The 22865-nt window shown below is 71.5% G+C and carries 20 protein-coding genes; 10 read left to right on the forward strand and 10 right to left on the reverse strand.

Going from position 1 to position 22865, the window contains the following annotated elements; genetic code table 11:
* The first annotated feature begins 54 nt into the window (after window positions 1–54).
* Window positions 55–369, forward strand: a complete 315-nt coding sequence (gene trxA / locus F8568_RS13590) for a thioredoxin (protein ID WP_151593900.1) — start codon at window positions 55–57, stop codon at window positions 367–369.
* A gap of 69 nt (window positions 370–438) precedes the next feature.
* Here trxA and F8568_RS13595 read toward each other — a convergent pair whose 3' ends face one another.
* The gene (locus F8568_RS13595; RefSeq protein WP_151593901.1) at window positions 439–2103 is read right to left on the reverse strand and encodes a serine/threonine protein kinase; all 1665 of its coding nucleotides are present in this window, start codon (window positions 2101–2103) and stop codon (window positions 439–441) included.
* Between the two features lie 141 nt (window positions 2104–2244).
* Window positions 2245–2862, reverse strand: coding sequence for a GNAT family N-acetyltransferase (locus F8568_RS13600; protein ID WP_151542874.1), 618 nt, complete (start codon window positions 2860–2862; stop codon window positions 2245–2247).
* Between the two features lie 322 nt (window positions 2863–3184).
* On the opposite strand from F8568_RS13600, the gene F8568_RS13605 reads away from it, so the two are divergent.
* Both F8568_RS13605 and F8568_RS13610 read left to right on the forward strand, forming a co-directional pair.
* Window positions 3185–4417, forward strand: a complete 1233-nt coding sequence (locus F8568_RS13605; RefSeq protein WP_151594044.1) for an aminotransferase-like domain-containing protein — start codon at window positions 3185–3187, stop codon at window positions 4415–4417.
* Window positions 4418–4513: 96 nt separating this feature from the next.
* Window positions 4514–5455 carry a D-alanine--D-alanine ligase family protein gene (locus F8568_RS13610; RefSeq protein ID WP_151593902.1) on the forward strand — a complete coding sequence of 314 codons (942 nt, stop codon included), beginning with the start codon at window positions 4514–4516 and terminating at the stop codon, window positions 5453–5455.
* Window positions 5456–6283: 828 nt separating this feature from the next.
* Here the strand turns inward: F8568_RS13610 and F8568_RS13615 are convergent.
* From F8568_RS13615 to rsmG, 3 genes are all read right to left on the reverse strand, one after another.
* Entirely contained in the window at window positions 6284–7294 is a 1011-nt protein-coding gene (locus tag F8568_RS13615) for a ParB/RepB/Spo0J family partition protein (RefSeq protein ID WP_151593903.1), read from the reverse strand.
* The gene (locus F8568_RS13620; RefSeq protein WP_151594045.1) at window positions 7291–8106 is read right to left on the reverse strand and encodes a ParA family protein; all 816 of its coding nucleotides are present in this window, start codon (window positions 8104–8106) and stop codon (window positions 7291–7293) included. Before F8568_RS13620 ends, F8568_RS13615 begins: the two co-directional genes overlap by 4 nt.
* 371 nt (window positions 8107–8477) lie before the next feature.
* Complete coding sequence (rsmG, locus tag F8568_RS13625; protein ID WP_151593904.1) at window positions 8478–9167, reverse strand: 16S rRNA (guanine(527)-N(7))-methyltransferase RsmG; 690 nt, start codon at window positions 9165–9167, stop codon at window positions 8478–8480.
* Window positions 9168–9368: 201 nt separating this feature from the next.
* On the opposite strand from rsmG, the gene F8568_RS46755 reads away from it, so the two are divergent.
* Window positions 9369–9872, forward strand: a complete 504-nt coding sequence (locus tag F8568_RS46755; protein WP_202124912.1) for a DUF6458 family protein — start codon at window positions 9369–9371, stop codon at window positions 9870–9872.
* Between the two features lie 501 nt (window positions 9873–10373).
* Here F8568_RS46755 and F8568_RS13635 read toward each other — a convergent pair.
* From F8568_RS13635 to rpmH, 5 genes are read right to left on the reverse strand one after another with little or no spacing between them, the layout of a single operon-like run.
* The gene (locus F8568_RS13635; protein WP_151542869.1) at window positions 10374–10859 is read right to left on the reverse strand and encodes a Jag family protein; all 486 of its coding nucleotides are present in this window, start codon (window positions 10857–10859) and stop codon (window positions 10374–10376) included.
* Between the two features lie 36 nt (window positions 10860–10895).
* Window positions 10896–11954 (reverse strand): membrane protein insertase YidC, encoded by a 1059-nt coding sequence (gene yidC / locus F8568_RS13640; RefSeq protein WP_151593905.1) that lies wholly within the window; start codon window positions 11952–11954, stop codon window positions 10896–10898.
* Complete coding sequence (gene yidD, locus F8568_RS13645) at window positions 11947–12318, reverse strand: membrane protein insertion efficiency factor YidD (RefSeq protein WP_151593906.1); 372 nt, start codon at window positions 12316–12318, stop codon at window positions 11947–11949. Before yidD ends, yidC begins: the two co-directional genes overlap by 8 nt.
* Entirely contained in the window at window positions 12315–12683 is a 369-nt protein-coding gene (rnpA, locus tag F8568_RS13650; RefSeq protein ID WP_151593907.1) for a ribonuclease P protein component, read from the reverse strand. Before rnpA ends, yidD begins: the two co-directional genes overlap by 4 nt.
* A 12-nt stretch (window positions 12684–12695) precedes the next feature.
* Window positions 12696–12833, reverse strand: a complete 138-nt coding sequence (gene rpmH / locus F8568_RS13655) for a 50S ribosomal protein L34 (protein ID WP_151593908.1) — start codon at window positions 12831–12833, stop codon at window positions 12696–12698.
* Between the two features lie 622 nt (window positions 12834–13455).
* Between rpmH and dnaA the strand changes: the two genes are divergently transcribed.
* From dnaA to gyrB, 6 genes are all read left to right on the forward strand, one after another.
* Window positions 13456–15705, forward strand: a complete 2250-nt coding sequence (gene dnaA, locus F8568_RS48065) for a chromosomal replication initiator protein DnaA (protein ID WP_236008717.1) — start codon at window positions 13456–13458, stop codon at window positions 15703–15705.
* Between the two features lie 654 nt (window positions 15706–16359).
* On the forward strand, window positions 16360–17514 hold the full coding sequence (dnaN, locus tag F8568_RS13670; protein WP_151593909.1) for a DNA polymerase III subunit beta: 1155 nt from the start codon (window positions 16360–16362) through the stop codon (window positions 17512–17514).
* 98 nt (window positions 17515–17612) lie between these two features.
* A complete protein-coding gene (gene gnd / locus F8568_RS13675; protein ID WP_151593910.1) occupies window positions 17613–18533 on the forward strand; it encodes a phosphogluconate dehydrogenase (NAD(+)-dependent, decarboxylating) in 921 nt (306 codons plus the stop codon).
* Window positions 18534–18605: 72 nt separating this feature from the next.
* Entirely contained in the window at window positions 18606–19730 is a 1125-nt protein-coding gene (recF, locus tag F8568_RS13680; RefSeq protein ID WP_151593911.1) for a DNA replication/repair protein RecF, read from the forward strand.
* A gap of 173 nt (window positions 19731–19903) precedes the next feature.
* Window positions 19904–20413 (forward strand): DUF721 domain-containing protein, encoded by a 510-nt coding sequence (locus tag F8568_RS13685; protein WP_328600861.1) that lies wholly within the window; start codon window positions 19904–19906, stop codon window positions 20411–20413.
* Between the two features lie 447 nt (window positions 20414–20860).
* Entirely contained in the window at window positions 20861–22798 is a 1938-nt protein-coding gene (gyrB, locus tag F8568_RS13690) for a DNA topoisomerase (ATP-hydrolyzing) subunit B (protein WP_151593912.1), read from the forward strand.
* Window positions 22799–22865 lie beyond the last annotated feature (67 nt).

Raw genomic sequence — 22865 nt, forward strand, 5'->3', positions numbered from 1 at the left:
CACCCGGCCCGGCGCCCGTGGCGCGCGCCGGACCCGCTCACCGAAGGAGACACCATGAAAGCCGTGACCGACGCCGACTTCGCCTCCGAGGTCCTGGACGCCGACAAGCCCGTCCTGGTCGACTTCTGGGCCGAGTGGTGCGGCCCGTGCCGGATGGTGGCGCCGATCCTGGAGGAGATCTCCCAGGCGCACGGCGACAAGCTCGAGATCGTCAAGCTGAACATCGACGAGAACCCGCAGGTGCCGGCCAAGTACGGCGTCATGCAGATCCCGACGATGAACGTCTACAAGAACGGCGAGGTCGTCAAGCAGATCATGGGCGCCAAGCCGAAGGCCGCCCTGCTCCGCGACCTCGCCGAGTTCCTCTGATCCCACGTGGCGAGCACGGCCCGCGCGGCCCGGTACCCCCGCGGTACCGGGCCGCGCGCCGTCCAGGGGTCAGGAAGCCGGGCAGTCCTTGATGGACGGGTCGTTCGCCTTGCAGGCGTCGCGGTGGGCCTTTAGCTCCGTCAGCTTCGCCTCGGCCGACTGCTGCCCGATGAACGCGAGGCCGCCCTTCGTCACCGCCGCCGCGTCCGACGCCGGCAGCTCGCTCACCGGGATGTCGCTGTCGGCGATCTTCTTCTGCTCGCAGCTGTCCTGGCCCCGGCCCTTGACGACGACGACCTTGCCGGACTCCTCTGTCAGGATGTACCTGCACACCCGGTCTTTCAGGGCCTTCAGGGCGGACGGCCCGTCCACCGTGTAGGTGTCCCTTACTTGCGTCCGCAGGTCTTGCGGCAGGTCCGCGAGCAGGATCGGCGGGTTCGGTTGCTGATCGGCCTTGCGGGACATGCTGATGCCCGGCACCTTCTGCGTCGTCCCCCGGTACAGGACGACCCTGCCGTCCTCCGCGCCGATGTAGTACCCGTTCCGGACGTTGTACACGAACAGCGAACCAGCGGTCACGATGCTTACCACGACGATGCCCGCGGCCACGGCCAGCCACGTCCACCGGCGCATGCCGGAGCCTCGCCCGGGACGCCCCGCCACCAGGCGGTCGGGCGGCATCGTCGGGTACCGCACGTGGTCCGGGTCCCCGGTCGGCTCGGACAGGTCCTGTTCTGGTGCGGCGGGCTGCGGAGCCTGCGTCATCTCCACGCTCGGCATCCCCGACGCGGGCGTCGCGGTGGACGGCCCCTCTTCGCCCGGCTGCCAACTCACGGACGCGGGCGCCGGCACGCCCGGCGCGGCCCCGCCCAGCACGGGACGGGGTGCGGTGCTTCGCGACGGGGCGTTCTCCGGCGCCGGACGTCCGGACGCGCCGACCAGCCGCATCAGCAGCGCGTGCGCGGTGGGCCTGCGTGCGGGGTCCTTGTCGAGGCAGGAGAGGATCAGCTCCCGCATCGGCCCCTGGAGACCGCCGAGGTCCGGGTCCGCGTGGGAGATGCGCGCGATCACCGCGGGCAGCGGGCTCGTCCCGAACGGCGGCCGGCCCAGCGCCGCGAACGCCATCACCGAGCCCCACGCGAAGACGTCGCTCGGCGGGCCGACCCGCCGCCCCGCCGCCTGCTCCGGGGACATGTAGGCCGGGGTGCCGATCAGGCCGCCGGAAACGGTCGTGCTCGCCTCGATGATGCGGGCGATCCCGAAGTCGATGACCCGCGGCCCGTCCGCCCCGATGAGGACGTTGGCCGGCTTGAAGTCGCGGTGCACGATGCCCGCCTCGTGGATGGCCACCAGCGCGGTCGCCGTCGCCACGGACAGCCGGTGCAGCGCGTTGCCCGTCCGGGGGCCGTCCGACCGGACGACCTGCTGGAGGGACGGCCCGTCGACGTACTCGCTCACCACGTACGGGCGGTCGCCGCCCAGGTCGGCCGCGATGATCTGGGCCGTGCAGAACGGCGCGACCCGCCGGGCGACCTCCAGCTCCTTCGCCAGCGCGCCGCGGTCCTCCCGTCCCGAGACCAGCCCGTCGTGCAGCACCTTGACCGCGACGAGCGTCCCGTCCCCGGCCCGCCCCTGGTACACCACGCCCTGGCCGCCCGCGCCCAGCCTGCCGAGGATCTCGAAACCGCCGAGTCGTCGCGGATCGCGCTCGCCCAGCGGTCCGACTGGCTGCATCGCTGCTCCCCGGGTGCGTCCGCGTCTGCCCGACCTGGGCCCGAGATTAGACGGCGGAGCACGCCTCCGGGTTCGGGGCGCACGGACCGGTCGTGGCCGGTCCAGGCCGCGGCCGCCCGGCCAAGGACGGCTGAACGCGTCTCAGACGGGCCGGAGCGCGCCTTCCGGGGTCATGGAGCCCAGCAGCCGTTCCAGGGCGACCTCGACGTCCTCACGCCACGACAGGGCCGACTTCAGCTCCAGCCGCAGCCGCGGGTACCGGTGGTGCGGGCGGATCGTCTTGAACCCCACCGACAGCAGGTAGTCGGCCGGCACCATGCAGCCGCCCTCCTCGTCCTTCAGGTCCCCGAACGCCTCGATCGCCTTCACCGCGCGGCGCGTCAGGTCCTTCGCGACGCCCTGCACGAGCATCCGGCCGAGCCCGCCGCCCGCGAACTCCGGCAGGATGTGCGCCGTCATCAGCAGCACCGCGTCCGCGCTCACCGGGCTCGTCGGGAACGCCACCGACCGCGGCACGTACAGCGGCGGCGCGAACATCACGAACCCCGCCGGCACGTCGTCCACGTACGCGATCTTCCCGCAGGAGCCCCACTCCAGCAGCGTGGAGGAGATCCACGCCTCCTTCTCCAGCGCCGCGCCGCCGCTCGCCTCCGCCCGGTCGCGGCTGACCGGATCCAGCTCCCAGAACACGCAGCCGCGACAGCGGTGCGGGAGATCGTCCAGATTGTCCAGCGTGATGTTGACGAGACGACGCGACACCGGGCCGGCACCCCCTGCTGCATCCTCGTCCGCCGGGCGAAGACCCCCGCCGCGGCCGGGACCTTCAAGGCGGATCGCCCACTTGCGCGGAAGCTCCCGGCAACAGACCGGGATCCTCGGGCATCGTATCGGACGGGGGACGAGCGGCCGGGCAGCGCGCCAGGTGCGGAAACCGCAGATCCGCAAGGTACGGGGTTCGCCCGGTCCCCCCGGAGCCGATGCCGTAACTTTGCGGTCAAGCCAGCCCCACCGGAGGTGCCTCGTGGAACAGCACTCGCGAACCGATGCCTACGCCGACCGCTACGCCGCCCGCGCCGCCGGCATGGTGCCGTCGGAGATCCGCGCTCTGTTCGCGATGGTCGCCCGCCCCGAGGTCGTCTCCCTCGCCGGCGGCGCGCCCTACGTGTCCGCGCTGCCTCTCGACGCCGTCGGCTCCATGATCGGCGACCTCGTCGCCGGCAGGGGCGCCGAGGTCCTCCAGTACGGCTCCGCGCAGGGCGACGAGACCCTCCGCGAACTCATCTGCGACGTCATGGCCCTCGAAGGCGTGCAGGGCTCCGCCGACGACGTCGTCGTCACCGTCGGCGCCCAGCAGGCCCTCGACCTCATCACCAAGATCTTCATCGATCCCGGCGACGTCGTCCTCGCCGAGGCCCCCTCCTACGTCGGCGCGCTTGGCACCTTCGCCGCCTACCAGGCCGACGTCGTGCACGTCCCCCTCGACGAGGGCGGCCTCATCCCGTCCGCGCTCCGCGAGACCCTCGACCGGCTCCGCCGCGACGGCCGCCGCGTCAAGTTCCTCTACACCGTCCCGACGTTCCAGAACCCCGCCGGCGTCACCCTCACCGCCGCCCGCCGCGCCCAGATCCTGGAGATCTGCGCCGAACACGACGTCCTGATCGTCGAGGACAACCCCTACGGCCTCCTCGGCTTCGAGGGCGAGCCGATGCGGGCGCTGCGCGCCGACGACCCCGACCGCGTCATCTACCTCGGCTCGTTCTCCAAGACGATCGCGTCCGGCCTCCGCGTCGGCTGGGTCCTCGCCCCGCACGCGGTGCGCGCCAAGCTCGTCCTCGCCGCCGAGTCCGCGATCCTCTGCCCGTCGAACTTCTCCCAGCTCGCCGTCCGCGAGTACCTGCTGACGCAGCCCTGGCGCGAGCAGATCAAGGCGTTCCGCGAGATGTACCGGGAACGCCGCGACGCCATGCTCGACGCCCTCGACCAGCTCATGCCGGACGGCTGCACCTGGACGCGCCCCGCCGGCGGCTTCTTCGTCTGGCTCACCCTCCCCGAGGGCCTCGACGCCAAGGCGATGTCCCCCCGCGCGATCGCCGACCGCGTCGCCTACGTCGCCGGCACCGGCTTCTACGCCGACGGCGGCGGCCGCCGCAACATGCGCCTCTCGTACTGCTTCCCCGAGCCGCACCGCATCCGCGAAGGCGTCCGCCGCCTCGCCGCGGTCGTGGAGAAGGAGATCAGGCTGCGGGACACTTTCGGGGGAGTCGAGCACGACGGCCCCGGCGGTGTGCACACCCCGGGCCCGGGCATCGTCTAACCGATACCACCCGGTTTCGCGTAACCGCGCCGGCTCCCCCATGCTGGGAGCCGGCGCGTTTTCGTAGCCGCTCCTACCGCCAGAAGGGCACCTGCTGTGGAACTCGGGCACGTCGTCGTCCTCGCCGGGGGACTGTCCTACGAGCGAGAGGTCTCGCTCCGCTCCGGACGCCGCGTCACCGACGCGCTGCGCGCCCTCGACATCCCCGTCGAGTTGCGCGACGCCGACGCCACCCTCCTGGACTCCCTCGCCGACGACCCGCCGGACGCCGTGTTCCCCGTCCTGCACGGCGCCGCGGGGGAGGACGGCTCGATCCGCGACGTCCTCGACCTGCTCGACGTCCGCTACGTCGGCGCCCGCCCGGACGCCTGCCGCGTCGCCTTCGACAAGCCGACCGCCAAGTCCCTGGTGCGCCGCGCCGGGCTGCGCACCCCCGAGTCCGTCGCCCTGCCGAAGGAGGTCTTCCACGACCTCGGCGCCGCGTCCGTCCTCGACCAGATCATCCGCGGGCTCGGCCTCCCCCTCTTCGTCAAGCCCACCCGCGGCGGCTCCGCGCTCGGCGCGTCCGTCGTGCACGAGCCGTCCGAACTCTCCGCCGCCATGGTCGGCTGCTTCGCCTACGGCGACAGCGCCCTCGTCGAGCGCTACATCGAGGGCACCGAGGTCGCCGTCAGCGTCATCGAGCGCCACGGCCGCCCCGAGGCGCTCCCCGCCGTCGAGATCGTCGCCCCGGGTGCCCTGTACAACTACACCGCCCGCTACGACGCCGGCGACACCGAGTTCATCACGCCCGCCCGCCTCGCCCCGGACGCCGCCGAACGCGCCACCGCCGCCGCCGTCACCGCCCACCGCGCCCTCGGCCTCCGCGACCTGTCCCGCACCGACCTCATCGTCGACCCCGACGGCGAGGTCCACTTCCTCGAAGTGAACGTCGCCCCCGGCATGACCGAGACGAGCCTGCTCCCCCGCGCCGTCAGCGTCGCCGGCCTCGACCTCGGCGAGGTCTGCCGCGACCTCCTCCTGGCCCAGTTCTCCTGAGCCGATGTTTCACGGGAAACCCTCGCCCTCACCAACGTTTCCCGTGAAACATCCCCTGACGTCGAACGGCCACTCCAGAGCATCGCACCAGGGTGACTTGCCAGTCGTCGACGAACGACCAGCGCGCCCGGCCCATGTTTCCCGTGAAACATCGCCTGCCCGTCCCTCTCCGCGCTCACGTCCGACACGGAGACTCTGGATCGCTCGGACGACTGGGATCGGCGGCCGGTCCCCCGAGCAACCATGCGAGGCCGAGGGAGCCAGGGCCCGCACGGACGCTGGCAGTCACACCGAGATCCACGCTGGTTGGTTGACTGCCGTCGGCGAGAGGCGTCTGGTGCGCCCGATCGGCCGCACGCTTGGCAGCCGACAGGCTCCGCGGTCGCGGAGTTCGGGGCCGAGTTCACCGAGCAGCGCGACCGAACCGACGGGGTAGCGGGCCCCAAGCGCACCGTTGCCCTACGTCCGCCGCCCGGCGCGGGCGGACGATGCAGTGGCCGGCACCCGAGCGAATCGTTGCCTACGTCGCGCCGTCCCGGCGTGTGCGGGACGGTGCATGCGCGCCGATGAGTCGCCGGGGGCGCGGAGCCGGTCGTCGCTCGCAGGGCGTGCCAGGCCTCGCTGTCGCTCGCGTGTTCAGAGAACGTAGTGATCCCCAAGCCCGCTCGCGTTCGCCGCGCCCGGTGCCCGGGTGCCCCGGGCGCGGCGGCCGGGCGTTCGCGGGGGAGACGCAGGCGGGGATGTTTCACGGGAAACATCGGGTGGGTGGGAAAAGCGAAGCGCCCCGGAAGGCTCCGGGGCGCTGGAGGTCGAGGGATGGCGAGGAGCCTACGGCTCGCCGGGGCCGTCGTCGGGCGCCATCGACTTGATGATGCGGTCGAGGTCTTCGAGGGTGGCGAACTCGACCACGATCTTGCCCTTGTTGCGGCCCATGTCGACGCGGACCTTGGTCTCGTAGCGGTCCGAGAGGCGGTCGGCGAGTTCCTGGAGCCCGGGAGCGACGGGCTTCTTGCGGCGGCCCTGGCGCGCTGCCTTCGGCGCGTCGTCCACCTCGCGGAGCGCGATCATCTCCTCGACCGCGCGGACGGAGAGGCCCTCCTGCACGATCCGCTGCGCCATGTGCTCCTGCGCCTCGACGCTGTCGAGGGACAGCAGCGCGCGGGCGTGGCCCGCCGACAGCACTCCGGCGGCGACGCGGCGCTGGACGGCGGGCGGCAGGTTCAGCAGCCGGAGCGTGTTGGTGATGTGCGGGCGGGACCGGCCGATCCGGGTGGCGAGCTGCTCGTGGGTGGCGCCGAAGTCCTGCAGCAACTGCTGGTAGGCGGCCGCCTCCTCCAGCGGGTTCAGCTGCTGGCGGTGCAGGTTCTCCATGAGCGCGTCGCGGAGCAGATCGTTGTCGCCGGTGTCGCGGACGATCGCGGGGATGACGTCCAGCCCGGCCATCTGGGAAGCGCGCAGCCGGCGCTCGCCCATGATCAGCTCGTAGTCGTGCTCGCCGGACTCGGCCCGGCGGACGACGATGGGCTGCAGCAGCCCGACGATACCGATGGACTCGGCGAGTTCCTCGAGGGCCTGCTCGTCGAAGTGCTCGCGCGGCTGGCGCGGGTTGGGGGTGATGGACGTGACGGGCAGCTCGGCGAAGTGCGCTCCGGCGACCGGCTGGACGTCCGGGCCCGCGGCGCCGTCCAGGCCGGTGCCGTTCGGGCCGCCGGGGTATCCCGGCCCGCCCAGGCCGCCGGTTCCGCCCGCGCCGGACGGGTCGCCCGCCGGTGGCGGGGGCGGGGCGGTGGGGATGAGGGCGCCGAGCCCCTTGCCCAGACCGCGTCGCTGCTGGCTCACTTCCTCGCCCCTCCATGGGCCATTTCCGAGGCCGCCTCGCTGTAGGCGAGGGCGCCGCTGGAACCCGGGTCGTACGTCATGACGGACTGTCCGTAGCTCGGCGCCTCGGAGACGCGGACGCTGCGGGGGATCACCGTGTTGAGGACGACGTCGCCGAAGTGGTTGCGGACGTCGTCCGCGACCTGCGCGGCGAGCCGCGTCCGGGCGTCGTACATGGTGAGCAGGATGGTGGACACCCTGAGCTTCTGGTTGAGGTGCGCCTTGACGAGGTCGACGGTGCGGATGAGCTGCCCGAGCCCTTCGAGCGCGTAGTACTCGCACTGGATCGGGATGAGCAGCTCGTCGCCGCCGACGAGGGCGTTGACGGTGAGCAGGCCGAGCGACGGCGGGCAGTCGATCAGGACGTAGTCGAACTTGTCGGTGTCGTAGGCGTCCAGGGCGCGGCGCAGCCGGGACTCGCGGGCGACCTTGGAGACGAGCTCGATCTCGGCGCCGGCGAGGTTGAGCGTCGCGGGCGCGCAGTACAGGTTCGGGATCTCGGGGGCGGCGACGACGATGTCGGCGAGCGCCATGTCCTCGATCAGGACGTCGTAGATGGACGGGATCTCGGCGTGGTGCTCGATGCCGAGGGCGGTGGACGCGTTGCCCTGCGGGTCGAGGTCGACGACGAGCACCTGCGCGCCGTGCATGGCGAGCGACGCGGCGAGGTTGACCGAGCTGGTGGTCTTGCCGACGCCGCCCTTCTGGTTGGCGATGGTGATGATGCGGCAGCGGTCCGGCCGCGGCCATTCGCGTTCCCGGCGGCCGGACATCGCTTTCAGAGCGGTGACCGCTGTTTCATGTGAAACCTTGGCGTCCTTGAGCGCCTCGCGCACGAGTTCTGACTCCCCCTGAGATGGTCCCTGGCGCGGACCCGCCTGCTGTGTGCCGGCGCTGGTCGGCACATAGCCGACGTTCTCCGCGGTACCGGACGTCGTGTTACCCCACATTGCGTGCCCGGAGGGCGCGACCGCCGGCGGTGTCGCGGCACCGGCGTCCTCCCGCGTCCCCTCGCCGGCCTGCGCGGCCTGGCCCGCGGGGGTCTCCCGCGCGGGCTCCGCGGCGCCGGTCCCGCCCGGGCCGGGCGGCTGTTCGTCGGGGGATTCGCCGGCGCGGTCAGGCCGTCCCAGTCCTGGTCCCGTGCTCATGAAGACCTCTTCCTCGACCTTCCAGCGCGCCGGGGCGCGCTCTGTCGTCGCCCGGCCGCTGCACTCCGGTCCGCCGGCCTGCCGGCGACCACACGGACAAGCGTTGTCGGCGGGTCGACCATACCGCGCCCGACTTGGAGCAGTTCGGTCTGCCGCACCCCGAAACGCTGCAGAACGGGTGCGGCCTCGTCGAGCTCGGCCGCGGCCCGCTCGCCCTTGAGCGCGAGCAGTTCACCGCCGGGGCGCAGCAGCGGCAGCGCCCACTTGGCGAGACGTTCGAGGGGGGCCACCGCGCGCGCCGTCGCCACGTCCACCGAGAACTCCTTGGTGACGTCCTCGGCCCGGGCCCGGCGCACCTCGACGTTCCGCAGGTCGAGCATCTCGACGCACTCGTCGAGGAAGGTCGTCCGCCGGAGCAGCGGTTCGAGGAGCGTGATCCGCAGGTCGGGCCGCACGATCGCGAGCACGACGCCGGGCAGCCCGGCGCCGGATCCGATGTCGACGACCTGGGCGTCCGCCGGGATCGCCTCGGCCACCACCGCGCAGTTGATCAGGTGGCGTTCCCACAGCCGGTCGGCCTCGCGCGGGCCGATCAGGCCGCGTTCGACGCCCGCGTCGGCGAGGAACGCCGCGTAGCGTTCCGCGACCGGCAGTGTTTCCCCGAAAACCTCGCGTGCGATCCCCACCGTACGAATCGTTCCATAAAACGGCGTGGCGGCGTACACACGCAACGTCCCCGGAGGCGACCGCATGACGCTTTCGCATGTCGGCGACCGTCCGGGAGGTGCGGCTTCTTGCGATATGGGAAGAACCACATGTCCTGCCGCATATTCGGCGACCGCCGGGTAAAAGGACGGTGTCGCCCCCCTTGGAAGGAGCTCCGAGTCATGGGAATCGGAGTCAGTCTCGCGTTCATCGCCATCGGAGCGATCCTCGCCTTCGCCCTCCGCGTGGATCTCGCCGGCGTCGACATCCATCTCGTCGGCTGGATCCTGATCGTGGTCGGTGCGGTGAGCATGGCCTTCACCCTCAAGTACACCCGTCCGCGGCGCCGCGAGGGCCGGGTGGTCGGGGCGGACCCCGTCTACGGGGACGAGCCGGGCACCGTGATCCGCGAGGAGCACATCATCGAGGATCCGCCCCCGGCGGGACGTCCCGCCGAGCGCGTCGAACGCGTCGTCGAGCACCCGGCGGACGAAGGCGTGACGCACGGGCACGTCGCCCAGGACCCCGCGTTCGCGCAGGACCCCTCCCGCGCTCAGGACCCGGCCGAGGCGAACAACCCCGCCATCGACTCCGATTCCGTCGACCCGCTCCGCGACCCCGCACGGCGTGACCCCGCGCCGCGCGAGCGGAGCGTGTACGGACGGACACGGCCCGGACGTCGTTGATCGCGTACCGTTCGGCGGCTTCGCTTCTCACCGCTACCTCCGCCCCGGACTCGTCCGTCCGATAGGCCACCCGGTGTGCTTTGGGCGGCGGTGCACACCGGGTTCCCAGGGGCCCCGCGCCGGTCAGGGCGCGGGGCCCCGCCTCGTCCACCCGCTCGATCGGCCAGGCTGTGGATAACCAGCCGTTTATCCACAGGGTCAGGGCCGAGCCGTGTCGCTCCGCGCCGTTTCCGGGTGGCTAACCGCCTTCACCTGCGGCGCTATAACGCGCCTGCGTAGGTCCGGGAGCGTCGGCCGGGCACGCGATCCCCAGGGGTCGGCGGCGAGCTTCGGGCGAGTTATCCACAGAATCGCGTTCTGGTTCTCTGGAAGGCGACGAGCCCTGACCATGGAGGTGGGCATGCGAACGGCCCCGGCATCGGGGTGATGCCGGGGCCGTTCGGTGGACTGCTCGTCTGGTTGTGGAGGAAGCGACCGGCCAGGCGGCCGCCGGGAGGTCCGTCAGGACGGGTGGACGACCACGTAGCGGTCCGGCTCCTCGCCCTCGGACTCGCTGCGCAGGCCGGCCGCCGCCACCGCGTCGTGGACGATCTTGCGCTCGAACGGGGTCATCGGCGCGAGCGGCTTGGACTCGCCGCTCTGCTTGACCTCGTCGGCGACGTCCGTGCCGAGCTTGGTGAGCTCGGCGCGGCGGCGCTCGCGGTAGCCGCCGATGTCGAGCATCAGCCGGGTCCGGTTGCCGGTCTGGCGGTGCACGGCCAGCCGGGTCAGCTCCTGCAGTGCCTCCAGCACCTCGCCGCGCTTGCCGACCAGCTCGTCCAGCGATCCGCCGACCACCGCGACGATGGCGCGCTCGCCCTCGACGTCCATGTCGATGTCGCCGTCGTAGTCACCGATGTCCAGCAGGCCCTCGATGTAGTCGGCGGCGATCTCGCCTTCCTGCTCGAGGGCCTGGACGTCGACCTCGGTGGTGTCGGTCTGGCTCAACGGGGTCTCCTTCTTCGGCGAGGACAGGGGTCCAAACTAGCGCTTCTGGCTGCCGCTGCGCTTGCTGCGCGGCTTGCGGGTCGGCTGGTTGCGGACGACCTTGGGCTTGGTGTCCTCCGGCTCGGGAGCGGGCTCCGGCTCCTTCTTCAGCTTGGCCCTGATCCCGGACGGCGCCTGGCCGTTCTTCCCGGCGGCGGCCTTCGACCCCGCGGTCTTCGATCCCGCGGTCTTCGATCCCGTGCCCTTCGCGCCCGCGCTCTTCGAACCGGCCTTGGCGCCGGCCGTCTTGGCTCCGCCCGACGTGGTCTTCGCAGTGGCGGTGTCGTCGGTCTTCTCGCCGGGCGGGGGGAAGCGCTTGTAGATGTAGTGCTGCTGCGCGAGCGTCCAACTGTTCGACGTCACCCAGTACATGAGGACGCCCAGCGGGAAGCCGAGGCCGAAGAGGCCGAACAGCGGCGCGAGGAAGACCATCATCTTCTGCGCCTGCATCATCGGGTTGGCGTCGGCGGCCGCGGCGGGCTGGCGCTTCATGCTGGCCCGGACGGTGAAGAACGTCGTGCAGGAGCTGATCACCACGGCGATGCCGGTGACGATGATCGCGCTCCAGGTCTTGTCGCTCCAGGCGTTCAGGAACGTGTCGGGGATGTGCGCGCCGAAGATGTTGGCGTGCTGGGCGCTCTGCACCAGGTCCGCCGACATCGCGAAGACGCTGTGCCCCGGCTTGGCGTCCGAGATCCGCTTGAGGGTCTGGAACAGGCCGATGAAGACCGGCATCTGCACGACCAGGGGAAGGCAGCCCGACAGCGGGTTCGCGCCGTTCTCCTGGTAGAGCTTCATGACCTCCTGGTTGAGGCGCTGCTTGTCGTTCTTGTACTTCTTGCGCAGCGCCTGAACCTTCGGGTTCAGCTCCTGCATCTTCCGTGAGGCGTGGATCTGCTTCACGAACAGCGGCACGAGGATGAGCCGCAGCATGACGGTCAGCAGGATGATCGAGCCGCCCCACGCCCATCCGCTGTCCTTGGGGAAAACGACGCTCAGCCCCGCGTGAATCCACACGATGAGCTGAGAGACGATCTGGTATAGCCAGTCAAGCACCGGGCAGCTCCTTGGGCTCTGCTAGGGCGGGGCCGCTCTCCTTGCGGCCGGAGTTCGAAGAAGCCGCCTTCGCCTTCGCGCTGGGCGTCTTCTTCGGCGGCACCGGGTCGTAGCCGCCGGGGTTGAACGGGTGGCACCGCGCGATCCGGCGGACCGTCAGCCATGTGCCGCGCGCCGCCCCGTGCACCCGGAGGGCCTTGAGGCCGTAGGTGCTGCAGGACGGGGTGAAGCGGCACTGCTGCCCGAGCAGGGGGCTCAAGAAGCGGCGGTAGGCGCGGACGAGAAGGATCAGCACCGCGGCGACCGGACCAGGGGTGGTCGCCGGGCGCTGGTCGGTGAACGGTTCCCCGTGCCGGTTCCTCATCTCCGCCCCTTGGACGCGGGCCGCAGCAGCCGGTCGAGCGCCGACTCCAGATCCGCGGCCAGCTCGTCTGGGCGCGCCTCGCCCGCGCGGGGGTTGGCGCGCACTACGAGCAGGCTACCCGGTGGAAGCCGGTCCACGTGCCCGCGCGCGAGGTGCCGGAGCCTGCGCCGCACCGCGTTGCGGGTGACGGCGTTGCCGACGTTGCGCGCCACGATGAACCCGACCAGCGCCGGGCCGGCGGCGTCCGCGTCCTCTTCCGGACGGAGCAGGTGGACGACGACGTTAGGCCGTCCGGCGCGTCGCCCGCGCCGGACGGCCAACGAGAAGTCGTCCCGCCGCCGCATCCGGTGCCCGGACGGCAGCATGAGAGGGGTCGGTCAGACCGCGACGCGGGCGCGGCCCTTGCCGCGCCGCGAGGAGAGGACGGCGCGCCCGGCGCGCGTGCGCATCCGCAGCCGGAAGCCGTGCTTCTTGTGGCGGCGGCGGTTGTTCGGCTGGAATGTACGCTTGCTCACTTTGAGGCTCCAGTGCTGCGGTCGGTTCGACTAGATAGGCGCGATAGCTCGCATCGAGGGCCCGCGTCCGGTCCCCCGCAGCGGGGGCCCACCCGTGCCGTCCGGGCGGACGACCGGCGGGCACGCGTCACCTCCGTCGATGCGACTCGACCTCAGCACGTTACGGGCTACCCGGGCGCCGGGTCAAACGGATCACCGTCCCGGCCGCCCGTCGCGGCGCCGCGCCCGGCGGCCGGGAGGCGGTGGCGCCGGGGTCCGGCTTCGTGTTGCGGGTGCGGTCGGCAGGGTCTAGGGTCGTCCTTCCGGGCACGCCGACATTCCTCTGACGATCTGGGATCGCGGTCGGCGTTCCGCCCGCCGAACCCCCGTCAATCGACCGCACGCCCACCGGCCGCCGCAATGGCCGGAGACCTCCCGTCCCCGCCCGTCCCGAACCCCGCGGCGGAGTTTTGCACAGGCTCCCGCATGCCTATGCACAGCATGTGGACAACTCTGTGGACAACTCGTGAGAGAGTAAGGCTTCCGCGTCGCGGCGGTGCCCGACGGGGCGGGCCGCAACCCGTGGGAGAACCGGGCTGTCAGGGACTCCGTTGACCGGAGTTGTGGGGAGGGGACCTTGCGCATGGACGGTCAGGATCTCGGATCGGTCTGGGCCCGGACCCTCACCGCGCTGTCTGAGAGCGATCTGTCCCCGAGCTACCGCGCATGGCTGCCGATGGTCCGCCCGCTGGCCCTAGTGGAGGGGACGGCGCTGCTCGCGGCGCCGAACGAGTTCGCCAAGGACGCGCTGGAGACCCGGCTGCGCAACCTCATCACGCAGGCACTCTCCCATGAGCTGGGCAGGGAGATCCGTGTCGCGGTGACGGTCCAGCCGGAGCCGCCCGCGGTGCCCGCACCGGGTCCCGGCAGCGGGTCCCGGGCGGGGGCGGGCGAGCCGCTGCCGGCGCCGGTGCCCGGCGGGGGGCTGCACGAAGCCGCGCCTTCTTCTTATGGCGAACGGCCGCTCGACGATCGTGAGCGCGACCGTGACCGCGATCGTCCCTATGGGGATCAGCAGCAGTACGGCGACGCTCCTTACTCGGAGCGTCAGGATTACGGCGACCGTTCGTACCCGGAGCAGCCGTACGGCGACCCGGGGTACCGCGCGCCGTCCGAAGTTACCCACAGGCCCGGTCCTCCCGGTGGTTATCCACAGGGCGACGACGATCGTGGATGGCCGCAGCGTGACAACGACCACGGCGCGCCGTTCCCGCCGGCACCGCGCCCTCCGGCGTACGGCGCGGGTCCGGGCGGGCGGGGGCCGTCCTCGTACGACCGGGGGAACGGCCCGGGTTTCCCTGGACGCGGCCGTCCGCAGGAGGGCTTCGGCGGACCCGAGGGTTTCGGTGGTCCGGAAGGGTTCGGGGGCGAGCCTCCTGGGAGGCCGCCGCATGCGCCTTCGCATCTCAACGACCGGACCCTCGGCCCGCTGCGTCCGGGGGGGCGCGGCCAATCCCTCGGGCGTGAGCCCCAGCACGGTTCGGGTGAGCCGCCGCTAGGGCACGACGAGGACTCGTACAAGACGGAGTTCCCTGGCGCGGAGCAGTCGTACACGGGCCCGGAGCAGTATCCGGCCTCGGAGAAGTACCGGGGTGACGAGCCGCCGTACCGCGGTGAAGGCGGTTTCCGCGAGGACGAGACGTCCGATCCCCGTGGACCGATCCCTCCGCCGGGGGGCCCGGGCGGCCCATCCGGCCCCGGAGGCCCAGGCCCTGTGGGCCCCGCCGGCGCGGGCGGCCCTGGGGGCGCGCGCGGCGAAGGCGGCGGCGGGCAGGGCGGTTCCGGCGCGTCCGAGCACGCCCGCCTGAACCCGAAGTACACGTTCGAGACGTTCGTCATCGGCTCCTCGAACCGGTTCGCGCACGCGGCGGCCGTCGCCGTCGCCGAGCAGCCCGCCAAGGCGTACAACCCGCTGTTCATCTACGGCGACTCGGGCCTCGGCAAGACGCACCTGCTGCACGCGATCGGCCACTACGCGCAGAGCCTGTTCAACGGCGCGCGGGTCCGGTACGTCAGCTCCGAGGAGTTCACGAACGACTTCATCAACTCGATCCGGGACGGCAAGGCGGACGGGTTCCGCCGCCGCTACCGGGACGTCGACATCCTCCTCGTCGACGACATCCAGTTCCTGGAGGGCAAGGAGCAGACGCAGGAGGAGTTCTTCCACACCTTCAACACGCTCCACAACGCCAGCAAGCAGATCGTGATCTCCAGCGACCGGCCGCCGAAGGAGCTGGTGACGCTGGAGGACCGGCTGCGCAACCGGTTCGAGTGGGGCCTGACGACCGACGTCCAGCCGCCCGAGCTGGAGACCCGGATCGCGATCCTGCAGAAGAAGGCCCGCCAGGAGGGCCTCGCCGCGCCGCCGGACGTGCTGGAGTTCATCGCCTCGCAGATCGCGACGAACATCCGGGAGCTGGAGGGCGCGCTGATCCGGGTGACGGCGTTCGCGAGCCTGAACCGGCAGTCGGTCGACATGAAGCTGGCGGAGATCGTCCTGAAGGACCTGATCCCGAACGACTCCGGCCCGGAGATCACCGCCGCGATGATCATGGCGCAGACGGTGGAGTACTTCGGCACGACGATCGAGGACCTGTGCGGCCCGTCGCGGTCCCGGATGCTGGTGACGGCCCGGCAGATCGCGATGTACCTGTGCCGCGAGCTGACGGACCTGTCGCTGCCGAAGATCGGCCAGCAGTTCGGCGGCCGCGACCACACCACGGTGATGCACGCCGAGCGCAAGATCCGCTCGCTGATGGCGGAGCGCCGGGCGATCTACAACCAGGTCACCGAGCTGACAGGGCGGATCAAGCACCAGGCGCGCAAGCGCTGAGGAAAAGCCTGGGGACAAGGCCCCCGCCGGGCCGTCCCGGGCTGTGGACGAGTACCGTGCACAGGCCGTTCGAACGCCCGATCGAAGCCCCTCACCGGACGGTACCGAAACCAAGATCGACATGCACAACCTGGGGATAACTCCGCGGATCCGGTGGACAGCCCGGGGAAAACCTGCGGACAACATGGGGACGACTCGTGGACCGATTGTGGAAGCCCCGGGGACGGCCACCCGGCATCATGGGGACGAACCCGTGGACAAGCTGGGGACACCTTGGGGACGACCTGGGGACGGACCCGGCCGGTCCCCGCCACGACGGCCGGTCACCGCGCCGGCCATGGAGAACCTGCGGAAAACTCGTGGACAACCGGGGGATGACGTGAGGATGACGTGTGGGGAAGGATTCGCCGTCCCCAGCCCGGCCCGCGCCGTCCACCGCCCATACACAGCCCCAGTGGACAGAGATTCGCTGCCTCACCTGCGAAAACGCGGTCTGTCCACACTATCCACGGCCCCTATTACTGGTACTGCACTAGTTCTCTACCCAAGAAAAGATCCGACTCAAGTTAGGGCCTGGGGACAACGCGCCCCGAGCGCCCGAGCCGAGCCCGGAGCACCTCACCCTTGTCCGACACCTGCAGGAGGCGGGTCCCCTTGAAGTTCCGCATCGACAGAGACGCCCTGGCCGACGCCGTGGCCTGGACGGCGCGCACGCTGCCGGTCCGGCCCCCGGTGCCGGTGCTCGCGGGCATGCACATCGTCGCCGGAGGCGAAGGCGGCGGCGAGGACGGCGGCGACCGGCTGAAGCTGTCGGCGTTCGACTACGAGGTCTCCGCGCAGGTCTCGACGGAGATCGACGTGGAGGAGGCGGGGACGGCGCTGGTGTCCGGCCGGCTGCTCGCCGAGATCTCGCGCAGCCTTCCTCCCCACCCTGTGGAGGTGACGACCGACGGCGCGAAGGTGATGCTGCGCTGCGGCAGCGCGAAGTTCACCCTCCTCACCATGCCCGTGGAGGACTACCCGTCGCTGCCGGAGATGCCTCCGGCGGCGGGCGCGGTCGGCAGCGACGAGTTCGCGGCGGCCGTCGCGCAGGTAGCGATCGCGGCGGGCAAGGACGACACGATCCCCATGCTCACCGGGGTGCGCGTGGAGATCGAGGGCGAGACGGTCACGCTCGCGTCGACCGACCGGTACCGGCTCGCGGTCCGGGAGCTGCACTGGAAGCCGGAGCGGCCGGACTTCTCCGCGGTCGCGCTCGTCCCGGCGAAGACGCTCGCCGACACCGCCAAGTCGCTGACGGCGGGCGCCGAGGTGTCGATGGCGCTGGCCGGCACGGGCGGCACCGGCGAGGGCATGATCGGTTTCGAGGGCGGCGGGCGCCGCACCACCTCGCGGCTGCTGGACGGCGACTTCGTCAAGTACCGGTCGCTGCTGCCGAGCGAGTACGCGGGCCTGGCGGAGGTGCAGACGGCGCAGTTCATCGAGGCGGTCAAGCGCGTGTCGCTGGTCGCCGAGCGCAACACCCCGGTGCGGCTGTCGTTCAGCCAGGGCGAGGTCGTGCTGGAGGCCGGGACGGGCGACGAGGCGCAGGCCGTGGAGGCCCTGGAGGCGACGCTGGAGGGCGAGGACATCGACATCGCCTTCAACCCCGGGTTCCTGCTCGACGGGCTCTCCGCGATCGGCTCGGACGTCGCGCGGCTGTCGTTCACGACGCCGACGAAGCCGGCGGTGCTGACCGGGAAGCCGCCGCAGGACGGCGAGAACCCGAACTACCGTTATCTGATCATGCCGGTGCGGTTGTCTGGGTAAAGACCGGTCCTGGGGCACACCTGGGGAGACGACCGGTCCGCGGGGGAGCCGCCCCCGCGGACGGGGCACGGGCAGTTACGCACAGGGGAGAAGTGAGCATGGAGCTGGGCATCATCGGCCTGGGCAAGATGGGCGCCAACATGGCCGAGCGGCTGCGGCGCGGCGGTCACACGATCGTCGGCTACGACCGCAACCCCGACATCAGCGACGTCGGCTCGGTCGAGGAGCTGGTCGAGCGGCTCTCCCCGCCGCGCGCCGTGTGGGTGATGGTGCCCGCGGGCGCCCCCACGCAGGACACCGTCAACAGGCTGGGGGAGCTGCTGTCGCCGGGCGACCTCGTCGTGGACGGCGGTAATTCACACTATGTGGACGACCAGCGGCACGGCGAGGAGCTCGCGGCGAAGAACATCGGGTTCCTCGACTGCGGGGTCAGCGGCGGCGTGTGGGGCCTGCAGAACGGCTACGCGCTCATGGTCGGCGGCGACGACGACAACGTGAAGCGGATGATGCCGATCTTCGAGACGCTCAAGCCGGAGGGCGAGTACGGCTTCGTGCACTCCGGCAAGATCGGCGCGGGCCACTACGTGAAGATGGTCCACAACGGCATCGAGTACGCGATGATGCAGGCGTTCGGCGAGGGCTACGAGCTGATCGAGGCGAGCCCGCTGGTCACCCGGGTGCCGGAGACGTTCCTCAGCTGGCAGGAGGGCACGGTCATCCGGTCCTGGCTGCTGGACCTGCTGAACCGCGCCCTGAAGGACGACCCGGAGCTGGACGACCTGCGCGGCTACGCCAACGACTCGGGCGAGGGCCGCTGGACGGTGCAGGCGGCGGTGGAGCACGCGGTGCCGCTGCCGGCGATCAGCGCGTCGCTGTTCGCGCGGTTCGCGTCCCGGCAGGACGACTCCCCCGCGATGCGGGTCGTCGCGGCGCTGCGCAACCAGTTCGGCGGGCACGCGATCGAGTCCGCGAAGGGCGCCGACTCCCCCGGCGCCGACGTGAACCCCCCGAAGGTCTGACCCTCCGGGCGGTTATCCACAGAACGCGCCGGGTGTGTGGGCGGCGTGCGGGAGGCTCTACGCTCGTGTCCCGTGCACGTCGCCCACCTCTCGCTCCAGGACTTCCGGTCGTACGCCGCCGCGGAGGTGGCGCTCGCGCCGGGCGCGACCGCGTTCGTGGGGCCGAACGGGCAGGGCAAGACGAACCTGGTCGAGGCGATCGGGTACGTCGCCTCGCACGGCAGCCACCGCGCGGCGACGGACGCGCCGCTCGTCCGGCAGGGCGCGCCGCGCGCGATCGTCCGCGCGGGGGTGGTGAAGGACGAGCGCAAGGCGCTGATCGAGCTCGAGATCAACCCGGGGAAGGCGAACCGGGCGCGGCTGAACCGGTCGCCCGTCCCCAGGCCGCGGGAGATCCTGGGGATGCTGCGGACGGTGCTGTTCGCCCCCGAGGACCTCGCCCTGGTGAAGGGCGATCCGGGGGAGCGCCGCCGGTTCATGGACGAGCTGCTGACGGCGCGGGCGCCCCGGTTCGCGGCGGTCCGGTCCGACTACGACCGCGTCCTCAAGCAGCGCAACGCGCTGCTGAAGTCGGCGGCGGCGCACCGCCGGTCCCCCGGCCCGGAGGTTCTCGCGACGCTCGACGTGTGGGACGCGCATCTCGCGCGGACCGGCGCGGAGCTGCTGTCCGGGCGGGTCGAGCTGGTGGAGGCGCTGCGTCCGCTGGTCGCGCGCGCGTACGCGGCGCTCGCCCCGTCGAGCGGCGCGGCCGATCTGCACTACCGGAGCTCGCTGGGCGCGGAGGAGTTGTCCACAGACCGTGGACGGCTGGCCGAGCAGCTGCTCGCCGGCGTGGCCGAGGCCCGCAAGCAGGAGCTGGAGCGCGGGGTGAGCCTGGTCGGGCCGCACCGCGACGAGCTCGTCCTGCGGCTGGGGGAGCTGCCCGCGCGCGGCTACGCCAGCCACGGCGAGTCGTGGTCGTTCGCGCTGGGGCTGCGGCTCGCGGCGTTCGACCTGCTGCGCGCGGACGGCGACGACCCGGTGCTGATCCTCGACGACGTGTTCGCCGAGCTGGACACCGGGCGCCGCAGCCGGCTGGCGGAGCTGGTGGCCCCGGCCGAGCAGGTGCTGATCACCGCGGCGGTCCCGGCGGACGTCCCGGCGGAACTGACGGGCGGCTCGTATACCGTCTCGGGCGGCCGGGTCGTGCGGGACTGACCGGGAAGGGGGGCGGGCAGGTGACCAGTGATCCGCGGAGCACGGGGATCGGGGGAGACCGGGGAGACCGTCCCGGCTCGGGCGCCGATGATCCACAGGATGTGCACAACTCCCCCGGTCCGGTGAATTCTCCGGAACCCGGTGGTGTGGCCGGGGCCGGTGATCCCCAGGCTGTGGACGGCCGACCGGCCGGGGCCGGGGAGCAGGAGGCTCCGGCGAAGTCGGGGATCGAGCTGGCGCGGGAGGCGCTCGCGCAGGCGAAGGCGGACGCGCTGAAGCGCGGCACGCTGCCCGGGCAGGGAGGGCGGCGCAAGGGCGCGGCGAAGCCCGTCCGCACGCGGGACCCGGGCCGCGGCGGCGACCCGAAGGCGTTCGGCGCGGCGATCCGGGAGCTGCTGGCCACGCGCGGGTGGGAGCAGCGCGCGGCGGTCGGCGGCGTGTTCGGCAACTGGGCCGGGATCGTCGGGCCCGAGCTGGCCGAGCACACCCGCCCGGAGCGGTTCGAGGACGGGGAGCTGACGGTCGCGGCCGATTCGACGACGTGGGCGACGCAGCTGCGGCTGCTGTCGTCGACGCTGGTGCGCCGGCTGAACGAGGAGCTGGGGCACGGGACGGTCCGCCGGGTGAAGGTGGTCGGCCCGGCGTCCGGCCCCCGGCGCACGGGCGGCTGGCGCGTACGCTGAGACGGCGCCGGGGCGCGCCGCGGTGCGCCGAAGGCCCGGAGGCGGGTCGTCGCGAAGTGACAACGCGGCGGTGCCGCCGGGCGGGCGCGGGGCGGCGGTTGCGCGGCGTGACGGGATGTCGGTGGCGGGTGGGAACATCTGTTCGGGAAGCCCGGTGACGAGTTCAGCAACGAGGGCGCCGTAGGCCAGAGAACCCCCCTGGGGCTATGGGGGGATGCATCTCCGGGCCCACTCGGCCGCCACACGCGCACACAGCGCTCGGGAGTGCCACTTTTCGCCGTGTGACCCGGTAGAATGAAATCGGGTTCAGGATGCTGCACCGCCATGGGGTGCCCGGAGCTCTACCGAACACGTACAGAGCATTAGGGCGCCCTCATGTGTGTTACGGGGCACACCGCGCTCCCCTGGGCGCGGGGCGGCTCACCATCCCCGGCAGGAGGATCTCCTTTGGCGTACGACGCTAGTTCGATCACTGTCCTTGAAGGCCTGGAAGCGGTCCGCAAGCGTCCGGGCATGTACATCGGGTCGACCGGTGAGCGCGGCCTCCACCACCTGGTCTACGAGATCGTGGACAACGCCGTCGACGAGGCCCTCGCGGGCTACGCCGACGACATCGTGGTGACGCTGCTCGCGGACGGCGGCGTCAGCGTGCTCGACAACGGCCGCGGCATCCCGGTCGGCGAGCACCCGGTGGAGAAGCGGCCGGCGATCGAGCTGGTGCTGACCACGCTGCACGCCGGGGGCAAGTTCGACGGCAAGTCCTACGCCGTCTCCGGCGGCCTGCACGGGGTCGGTTCGGCGGTGGTGAACGCGCTGTCGACCCGGCTGGAGGCCGAGGTCAAGGTCGACGGCCACGTATGGCGGCAGTCCTACACCTGGCGCGGCCCGGACACGGAGCTGCGCAAGGGCGAGGAGACCGCCGAGACCGGCACCCGCATCACCTTCTGGCCCGACGGCGAGATCTTCGAGACCCTCGAGTGGAACTTCGAGACGCTGTCGCGCCGCATGCAGGAGATGGCGTTCCTGAACCGCGGCCTGTCGATCACCCTGTGCGACGAGCGGCCGGACCACTCCAACGGCGAGCCGCACGTGGTGAAGTACTGCTACGAGGGCGGCATCGAGGACTTCGTCCGCTACATCAACGCGCGCAAGGACGCCGTCCACGAGTCGACGATCTACTTCGGCGACGACACCGAGGGCATGTCGGTGGAGATCGCCATGCAGTGGAACTCCTCGTACGCCGAGTCGGTGCACACGTTCGCGAACACGATCAACACGGCGGAGGGCGGCACCCACGAGGAGGGGTTCCGCGCGGCGCTGACCACGATCGTCAACCGGTACGCCCGCGACAAGGGGCTGCTGCGCGACAAGGACGACAACCTCACCGGCGAGGACGTCCGCGAGGGCCTCACCGCGATCATCTCGATCAAGCTGGCCGACCCGCAGTTCGAGGGGCAGACGAAGACCAAGCTCGGCAACACCGAGGCGAAGTCGTTCGTGCAGCGGGCCTGCAACGAGCACCTGCGCGACTGGTTCGAGGAGAACCCGGGCGAGGCCAAGGAGATCATCAACAAGGCGTCGCAGGCCGCGCGCGCGCGGGTGGCGGCGCGGCAGGCGCGCGACCTGACCCGGCGCAAGAGCCTGCTGGAGTCGACGTCGCTGCCCGGCAAGCTGTCGGACTGCCAGTCGACCGACCCGTCCAAGTCCGAGCTGTACATCGTCGAGGGCGACTCGGCGGGCGGCTCGGCGAAGGGCGGCCGCAACCCGCACTTCCAGGCCATCCTGCCGATCCGCGGCAAGATCCTGAACGTGGAGAAGGCGCGGATCGACAAGATCCTCAAGAACAACGAGGTCCAGGCGATCATCACCGCGCTCGGCACCGGGGTGCACGACGAGTTCGACATCGCCAAGCTGCGGTACCACAAGATCATCCTGATGTCGGACGCCGACGTCGACGGCCACCACATCAACACGCTGCTGATGACGCTGCTGTTCCGGTTCATGAAGCCGCTGATCGAGGCCGGCCACGTGTACCTGTCGCAGCCGCCGCTGTACAAGATCAAGTGGGACGCGCGCGGCAACGAGGCCGACTACGCCTTCTCTGACGCCGAGCGCGACGCGATCATCGAGGCCGGCATCGCCGCCGGCAAGCGCGACCCGCGCCCGCGCGACCAGGTGCAGCGCTTCAAGGGCCTCGGCGAGATGAACGCCAACGAGCTGTGGGACACCACGATGGACCCCGACAACCGGGTCCTGCTGCAGGTGCAGCTCGACGACGCCGCGCAGGCCGACGAGCTGTTCAGCGTGCTCATGGGCGAGGAGGTCGAACCCCGCCGGGAGTTCATCCAGCGCAACGCCAAGGACGTGCGCTTCCTCGACATCTGACAGGTGCGGCGGCCCCGGCCCGCCCTGACCGGCGGCGGGGCTCCCATCGGGCGTCGTACTTCCTTCC

It is taken from the genome of Actinomadura physcomitrii (genome assembly GCF_008923205.2).
Classification (GTDB): Bacteria; Actinomycetota; Actinomycetes; order Streptosporangiales; family Streptosporangiaceae; genus Spirillospora; species Spirillospora physcomitrii.

Excerpts from the sequence above, each read along its gene's own strand:
- trxA (WP_151593900.1), top strand. The coding sequence starts at position 55 with ATGAAAGCCGTGACCGACGCCGACTTCGCCTCCGAGGTCCTGGACGCC.
- F8568_RS13595 (WP_151593901.1), bottom strand. The coding sequence starts at position 2,103 with ATGCAGCCAGTCGGACCGCTGGGCGAGCGCGATCCGCGACGACTCGGC.
- F8568_RS13605 (WP_151594044.1), top strand. The coding sequence starts at position 3,185 with ATGGTGCCGTCGGAGATCCGCGCTCTGTTCGCGATGGTCGCCCGCCCC.
- F8568_RS13620 (WP_151594045.1), bottom strand. The coding sequence starts at position 8,106 with ATGTCCGGCCGCCGGGAACGCGAATGGCCGCGGCCGGACCGCTGCCGC.
- F8568_RS46755 (WP_202124912.1), top strand. The coding sequence starts at position 9,369 with ATGGGAATCGGAGTCAGTCTCGCGTTCATCGCCATCGGAGCGATCCTC.
- yidD (WP_151593906.1), bottom strand. The coding sequence starts at position 12,318 with ATGAGGAACCGGCACGGGGAACCGTTCACCGACCAGCGCCCGGCGACC.
- rnpA (WP_151593907.1), bottom strand. The coding sequence starts at position 12,683 with ATGCTGCCGTCCGGGCACCGGATGCGGCGGCGGGACGACTTCTCGTTG.
- dnaA (WP_236008717.1), top strand. The coding sequence starts at position 13,456 with ATGGACGGTCAGGATCTCGGATCGGTCTGGGCCCGGACCCTCACCGCG.
- gnd (WP_151593910.1), top strand. The coding sequence starts at position 17,613 with ATGGAGCTGGGCATCATCGGCCTGGGCAAGATGGGCGCCAACATGGCC.